Annotated in this window: 7 protein-coding genes; 5 read left to right on the top strand and 2 right to left on the bottom strand. The window is 72.9% G+C overall.

Annotation, left to right across the window (positions count from 1 at the left end; genetic code table 11):
• The 4 genes from DEIPI_RS28320 to DEIPI_RS0103910 all read left to right on the top strand — a co-directional run.
• The coding region (locus DEIPI_RS28320; protein ID WP_245588506.1) for a DUF1800 domain-containing protein at positions 1-1,173 on the top strand (1,173 nt) is incomplete at its 5' end.
• 20 nt (positions 1,174-1,193) lie between these two features.
• Positions 1,194-2,366, top strand: coding sequence for a DUF1501 domain-containing protein (locus tag DEIPI_RS0103920; RefSeq protein ID WP_027480923.1), 1,173 nt, complete (start codon positions 1,194-1,196; stop codon positions 2,364-2,366).
• Entirely contained in the window at positions 2,363-2,803 is a 441-nt protein-coding gene (locus DEIPI_RS0103915) for a hypothetical protein (RefSeq protein ID WP_045233616.1), read from the top strand. The genes DEIPI_RS0103920 and DEIPI_RS0103915 overlap by 4 nt, the downstream gene beginning before the upstream one ends.
• 45 nt (positions 2,804-2,848) lie before the next feature.
• Entirely contained in the window at positions 2,849-4,027 is a 1,179-nt protein-coding gene (locus DEIPI_RS0103910; protein ID WP_027480921.1) for an iron-containing alcohol dehydrogenase, read from the top strand.
• Positions 4,028-4,075: 48 nt separating this feature from the next.
• On the opposite strand, the gene DEIPI_RS0103905 is transcribed toward DEIPI_RS0103910, so the two are convergent.
• A complete protein-coding gene (locus DEIPI_RS0103905) occupies positions 4,076-4,507 on the bottom strand; it encodes a hypothetical protein (protein ID WP_027480920.1) in 432 nt (143 codons plus the stop codon).
• Positions 4,508-4,853: 346 nt separating this feature from the next.
• Here DEIPI_RS0103905 and DEIPI_RS0103900 point away from each other — a divergent pair, with 346 nt between their 5' ends.
• The gene (locus DEIPI_RS0103900; RefSeq protein ID WP_027480919.1) at positions 4,854-6,077 is read left to right on the top strand and encodes an FAD-dependent oxidoreductase; all 1,224 of its coding nucleotides are present in this window, start codon (positions 4,854-4,856) and stop codon (positions 6,075-6,077) included.
• Here the strand turns inward: DEIPI_RS0103900 and DEIPI_RS0103895 are convergent.
• Positions 6,074-6,691: GNAT family N-acetyltransferase (locus DEIPI_RS0103895; RefSeq protein WP_027480918.1), on the bottom strand; the 618-nt coding region annotated here is incomplete at its 5' end. The genes DEIPI_RS0103900 and DEIPI_RS0103895 overlap by 4 nt on opposite strands.

Below are 6,691 nucleotides of genomic sequence, written 5' to 3'. Positions count from 1 at the left end.
CGTGACCTCGGCCCGGCGGGCGCCGCGCGCGACCTGCTCACCTGGACGACCGCGCCCACGCCCGACAATCCCTTCGATCCCTCGGACGCCGCGTCGGGCGGCGCGAGCGTGAAGCTCGCGCAGGCCCGCTGGCTGCACGAGCTGCTGTACAGCCCGCACCCGCTGCGGGAGAAGCTGACGCTGACGTGGAGCGGCCACTTCGTGGTGGGCAGCGACAAGGTGCGGCACGGCCTCGGGCTGACCGCGTACCTGGACCTGCTGCGCGCGCACGGCCTCTCCTCCTTCGAGCGGCTCGCCTGGGAGGTGGCGCGCGCGCCCGCGATGCTGCGCTACCTCGACAACGCCGACAACAAACGCGGGAAGCCCAACGAGAACTTCTCGCGCGAGCTGCTCGAACTCTTCACGACCGGCATCGGTCACTACACGGAGGCGGACGTCCGCGAGGGCGCGCGCGCCCTGACGGGCCTCACCTTCCGGGGGCGGCTGGGGCAGGCGAACCTCACGGAGCTTCCCGAGCCGGTCTTCAACCGGGGCGCGCACGACGACGGCGTGAAGTCCTACCTGGGCCGCACGGGCGCGTTCCTGCCCCAGGACGTCGTGCGGCTCGCCGCGACGCACGAGGCGACGCCCCTGTTCGTGGGCCGCAGGCTGTGGCGGACCTTCGTGAACGACACCCCCGACGAGGCGGGCGTGCGCGAGGTCGCGGACGTGTGGCGGGTCGAGGGCGGCGACCTGCGCGCGGTCATGACGGCGCTCCTGACGAGCGAGGCCTTCTACGCGCCCGCCAACCGGCTCGCGGTGCACCGCTCCCCGGTGGAGTTCGTGGTGGGCGCCCTGCGCTCGCTGGGCGCTCCGCGCCTGACGGGCGAGAAGGCGTACCTCAATCTCATCGGCTCCATGGCCCGCATGGGTCAGGACCTGCTGCACCCGCCCACCGTGGAGGGCTGGAAGGGCGGCCGCGAGTGGCTCAGTGACGCGGCCCTGCTCACCCGGCTTCAGGTGGCGGCGCAGCTCACCCTCTCGAAGACGGCGCGCGTGGACCTCGAGGGCGCGGACCTCGCGCTGGCCCTGCTGGGCCGCGCGGACCATCCCGTGACGGCGGCCTTCAGGGGCCTCACGCCCGCGCGTCAGGCGTACCTGATGCTCGCCTCCCCGGAGTTCGCGCTCGCCTGAGCGCCCGAAAGGAATCCTCGATGAAACGACGTGACGTCCTCAAGCTCGGCGCGCTCGCCGTCTCCATGACCTCGGGCATGCCCGGCTTCCTCGCCCGCGCGGCCGCCCGCGCCGGAGGCGACCGCGTGCTGGTCGTGGTGCAGCTCACGGGCGGCAACGACGGGCTCAACACCCTCGTGCCGTACTCCAACCCCGCGTACTACGCGGCGCGGCCCGGCATCGCCATCCCGAGGAAGGACGTGCTGACCGTCACGCCCGACCTCGGCATGCACCCCGCGCTGCGGCCCCTGATGAGGAGCTGGGACGCGGGGGAGTTCGCGTGGATGGAGAACGTGGGCTACCCCAACCCGAACCGCTCGCACTTCGCGAGCATGGCGATCTGGCACACCGCCGACCCCGCGCAGGCGGCGCGCGAGGGCTGGATCGGGCGGATCGCGGAGCGGATCGGCGATCCCTTCTGCGCGAGCAACGTGGGCGGCGTGTCACCGCTCGCGCTGCGCTCCGACACGATGATCCTGCCGTCGCTGGACACGGTGGACGGCTTCGCGCTCAAGCTGCCCGCCGGGCTGGAGGACGCCTACGAGCGGATGCTGTCCGTGCCCCGCTCGGGCGAGGCGGCCTTCGTGGGGCGCGCGACGCGGCAGATGATCTCGGACACGGCGCGCGTGCAGGAGAACGCCCGGAAGTACCGCGCGGGGAGCGCGTACCCGGAGACGAGGTTCGCGGCGTCCCTGCGCGACGTCGCGCGGCTCATCGCGTCCGGGACGGGGCAGCGGGTGCTCTACACGAGCCTCGGCGGGTTCGACACGCACGCGTCGCAGCGCGCCGACCAGGACGAACTGCTCGGCGTGCTCGCCGAGGGGCTCGCGGCGTTCAGGGCGGATCTGGACGCTCAGGGCCTCGCGGAGAAGGTGGTGGTGATGGGCTTCTCGGAGTTCGGGCGGCGCGTCGCGGAGAACGGCTCGGGCGGCACGGACCACGGCAAGGGCAGCGTGATGTTCGCGCTCGGCAGGGGGGTCAGGGGCGGCGTGCACGGCGAGAGCCCCGACCTGGAGGACCTCTCGGAGGGCGACGTGAAGTACCGGCAGGACTTCCGCGGCGTGTACGCGCACGCCCTGGACCGCTGGCTGGACCTGCCCTCCGGGGAGATCCTCGGCGGGACCTTCACGGGGCCCGCGTGGCTGCGCTCGTGAGGCGGGCGGCCACGGCGGCCCTCGTCGCGCTGCTGGGCGGCGCGGCGCTCGTGCCGGTCGCGCTGGCCCGGCCCGCGTACCGTGAGGCGGCGGTGCGTCAGTTCGGGTACCCGGGCTCCCTCCTGAATCGGTCCACGATGTCGTGCACGTTCTGTCACGTGTCCGAGCGGGGCGGCGCGCCGTGGAACGTCTTCGGGGAGGAACTGCGCGGCGCGCTGCGCGAGCGGCCCGGCGCGCGCTTCCCGGAGGTGCTGCACGGGGTGCTCGCACGGGACCTCGACGCGGACTGCGACGGGTACGCGGACGCGCTGGAGGTGTTCGCGCGGACCCTGCCGGGCGACCCGGACAGCCACCCGACCGAGGCGGAGGCCGCGCTGCGCACGCGGTTCGAGGCGGCGGGCGGCGCGGACCTCTACCGCCCGAAGGCGGCGAAGTGACGCGCCCCACGGTCTGACGCGCTTCACGGGCGCATGGTGGGGCGCGTGCATCCCTTCACCTTCCACAACCCGACGCGGCTGATCTTCGGTCGCGGTCAGCTGAGCGCCCTGGAGCAGGAGGTGCCGCGCGGCGCGAGCGTCCTGCTGGTGTACGGCGGCGGCAGCGTCAAACGGCCCCTCGCGGGCGGCACGAGCCTGTACGACGGCGTCCTCGCGCACCTCTCGAACGTGGGCGCGACCGTCACGGAACTCTCCGGCGTGGAGCCCAACCCGCGCCTCACGACGGTGCGGCGCGGCGTGGACCTCTGCCGCGAGCACGGCGTGGACCTCGTGCTCGCCGTGGGCGGCGGCAGCGTGATCGACTGCGCGAAGGCCGTGGCCGTGGCGGCGGCGAGCGACCGGGACGCGTGGGACCTCATCCTCGACCGCTCGCTCGTCACGGGCGCGCTGCCGCTCGGGGTGGTCCTGACGCACGCCGCGACGGGCAGCGAGATGAACCCCATCTCGGTCATCACGAACTGGGAGACGTCGGACAAGCGCGGCTGGAGCTCCCCGTTCGCGTACCCGCGCTTCTCCATCCTCGATCCGACCTTCACGCTGTCCGTCCCGAGGGACCAGACGGCGTACGGGATCGTGGACATGATGTCGCACGTGCTGGAGGACTACTTCGACTTCACCCCCAACACGCCCCTGCAGGACCGCTGGAGCGAGGGCCTGCTGCGCACCCTCGTCGAGGTCGGGCCGCGCCTCGTGGCGGACCTCTCGGACCTCGACCTGCGCGAGACGGTGATGCTGTGCGGCACGTGGGCCTTCAACGGGGTGCTCTCGATGGGCCGCGAGGGCGACTGGGCCTGCCACCGCATCGAGCACGCGATCAGCGCGGTGCACGACATCCCGCACGGCGGGGGGCTCTCCATCATCTACCCGCACTGGATGGAGTACGTGCTCGAGGCCCATCCGGCGCGCTTCGCGCAGCTCGCGACGAACGTGTTCGGCGTCAGCGCGCTGCACCGCCGGGACGCGGACGTGGCGCGCGAGGGGGTGGCGCGGTTGCGGGCCTTCTGGAACAGCCTCGGGGCGCCCGCGCGGCTCTCGCACTACGGGATCGGCGCGGAGGCCCTGCCGCGCATCGCGGACCTCTCCACGTTGCGCGGCGAGACCTTCGGGACGGTGAGGCCTCTGGGCCGCGACGACGCGCTGAGGGTGCTGGAGCGTTCCCTCTAGCCTTCCTTCCAGGCGGCGCCCCGATGAAGACCGGGGCGCCGTCCACGTTCAGCGGTCGGGGTCGGGCGCGGCCTCCTCGGTGGCGTAGTCGCCCGCGTCGGGGGTGTGGTCGAGCTCGACCTTCGGCTTGGCGCGGGCGAGGCGTTCCTCGAAGCGGCTGATGGCGCTCTCGAGGTCGTCGCGGTGGTCACCGAAGGGATCGACGGGTTCGGCGACGCCGCCGGGGTAGACCTTCTCGCGGTAGGTGCACAGCGCCTTGGCGAGGCAGTAGGTCTCGTACTCCATCACGTCGGTGGCGCGTTCGCTCTGCGGGGGGCCCATCTCGCCGAGACCCTCTGGAGGGTCCACGGGCCGCGCGATGGAGGCGCTGAGGTCCCGCACCCAGCGCGTCAGGTCGGGCCGCAGGTCCGGGTAGAGCGTGAGGGCGGAGTCGAGCAGGTTCAGGGCCTTGTTCTCCGGGTGCAGGGTGGGGAAGCTCATGACCCATGCTAGGAGCGCCACGTGGGCGTCGGGAGCGGGTTAAGGTTGTCTGAACTTCATGCAGTGATTATTCACGAACTCACATTGTCCCGTGATGTTGTCAGCGTAATATGAACTCACTGAGGCAGGAGCGCCGTGAGCGTGCTCGACATCGGTCCTCGGAGAAGACACGGGCCAGACCCGCCACCGAAGTCCACCCCGCCGCGCCCCCCGTGGGCGCGGCGCCGTATTCATAACGATGCAGGTGCTCACGTCCCGACGGTCAACCGTCACGAGGTCTGCACGCAGCGTTCACAAGCCGCGCCCGGGCACAACGAACCGCCGGGCGCGGCGCGACAATCGGCCCGTGCCGACCACCGTCCCCACCCACACCTCGGTCTGCATCGCCGGAGGCGGCCCCGCCGGGATGGTCCTCGCCCTCCTGCTCGCGCGGCAGGGCGTGGACGTCACCGTGCTCGAGGCCGCCCACGACTTCGACCGGGCCTTCCGCGGCGACACCCTGCACCCCGCCATCCTCGAGCTCATGGCCGACCTCGGGCTCGCCGACGAGCTGCTGCGCCTCCCCCACACGCGCGCCACGCACGCCCGCTTCATCTCCCCCGGGGAGACGCAGGTCATCGCGGACTTCCGGCGCCTGCACACCCGCTACCCCTACCTCGCCGTGATGAAGCAGGCCCGCTTCCTCGACTTCCTCGCGGGGCACCTCACCCGCCACCCCAACGCGCGCGTGCTGCTCGGCGCCCGCGTCGAGGGCCTCCACGAGGACCACGGACGCGTCACGGGCGTCCGCTACCGTCACGAAGGCGAGCTGCGCGACCTGTACGCCACCCTCACCGTCGGGACCGACGGACGCTTCTCCAAGGTGCGAGAGCTCGGCGGGCTCAGGCTGCGCCGCCACTCCCCCGGACAGGACGTCCTGTGGTTCGCGCTGCCGCGCCGCGACGGCGACCCGGGCGGCAGCATCGACCTGCACCTCGGCGGCCCGCACTGCCTCGTCACGACCGACCACGGCGAACGCTGGCAGGTCGGCTTCAGCATCCGCAAGGGCAGCTACCGGGAGGCGCGCGAACGCGGCGTGAACCCCATCCGCGACGCGGTCCGCGAGACGATCCCCTGGCTCGCCGACCGCGCCGACCTCCTCACCGAGTGGTCCCAGCTGCACCTGCTCGCCGTGGAGGTCGCGCGCTGCGACCGCTGGTGGCGCGACGGGCTGCTCGTCATCGGGGACGCCGCGCACCCCATCTCCCCCATCGGCGGGATGGGCATCAACATGGCCGTGCAGGACGCCGTGGCCGCCGCGAACGTCCTCACGGGTCCCCTCACGCGCGGCCGCGTCACCACCCGCGACCTCGCCCGGGTCCAGCGGACCCGCGCGTGGCAGATCGCGGTGCTGCAGACGCAGCAGGTCGTCGAGGAACGCGAGGTCGTCGGCATCCACGAGCACGCCACCATCCACCGGCCCATCGCGCTCCTGAACGCCCTGCACCGCCTGCCCTGGCTGCGCGACGTGCCCGGCTACGTCACCGCCTACGGCCTGAAGCCGGTCAGGCTGTCGCCCGAACTGCGCTAGGCGTCTGCGGGCAGCAGCGGCAGCTCGGCGCGGTGCCCGGCGCGGTCCGCGAGGGCCGCCAGGGCCCGCTCGGTGCGCTTCTCGCCCAGCCAGCCGATCCAGTAGGCCCGCATGGTGTCCAGCACCAGCGCGAGCGGCACCGTCTCCGCAGGCTCGCGTGGGCAGAACAGCAGGTCCATGTTCGTGACGGGCCCGCCGTCCGGGCCGCCCGTGGGCTGCTCGTAGGGGACGTCCACCCGGCGGAAGCCCAGCCGGGCGAACACCTGCCGCCGCCGCAGGGGGTCCGAGCCGACGCGGCGCTCCGCCTCGCGCTCCTCCTCCGTGAGGCGGTCGGGCGCGACCACGTCGATGAACACGCCCTCCACGCGCCCCCCGGCCGCGTCGTCGAGGACCCGCAGGCGCTCCTCGTGCAGGAGGCGTGCCACGCCCTGCCCGCGCACCTCCGGCGCGGTCGCCATGAAGCTCGAGAAGCCCGCGTTCGCCGCCGCGAGGTAGTGGAAGAGCGTGCCGCCCACCACCTCGCCCGCGCGCTCGGCCACCACGAGGAAGTTACGGCGCGAGGCGTCCGACCACGACGTCAGCATCCGCCCGATGTACGAGGCGGGGATCAGCAT

Origin of the sequence: Deinococcus pimensis DSM 21231 (assembly GCF_000519345.1) — a bacterium.
GTDB classification, from domain to species: Bacteria; Deinococcota; Deinococci; order Deinococcales; family Deinococcaceae; genus Deinococcus_A; species Deinococcus_A pimensis.
This window is presented reverse-complemented; position numbering and strand designations above follow the sequence as displayed.

Excerpts from the sequence above, each read along its gene's own strand:
- DEIPI_RS0103920 (WP_027480923.1), top strand. The coding sequence starts at position 1,194 with ATGAAACGACGTGACGTCCTCAAGCTCGGCGCGCTCGCCGTCTCCATG.
- DEIPI_RS0103905 (WP_027480920.1), bottom strand. The coding sequence starts at position 4,507 with ATGAGCTTCCCCACCCTGCACCCGGAGAACAAGGCCCTGAACCTGCTC.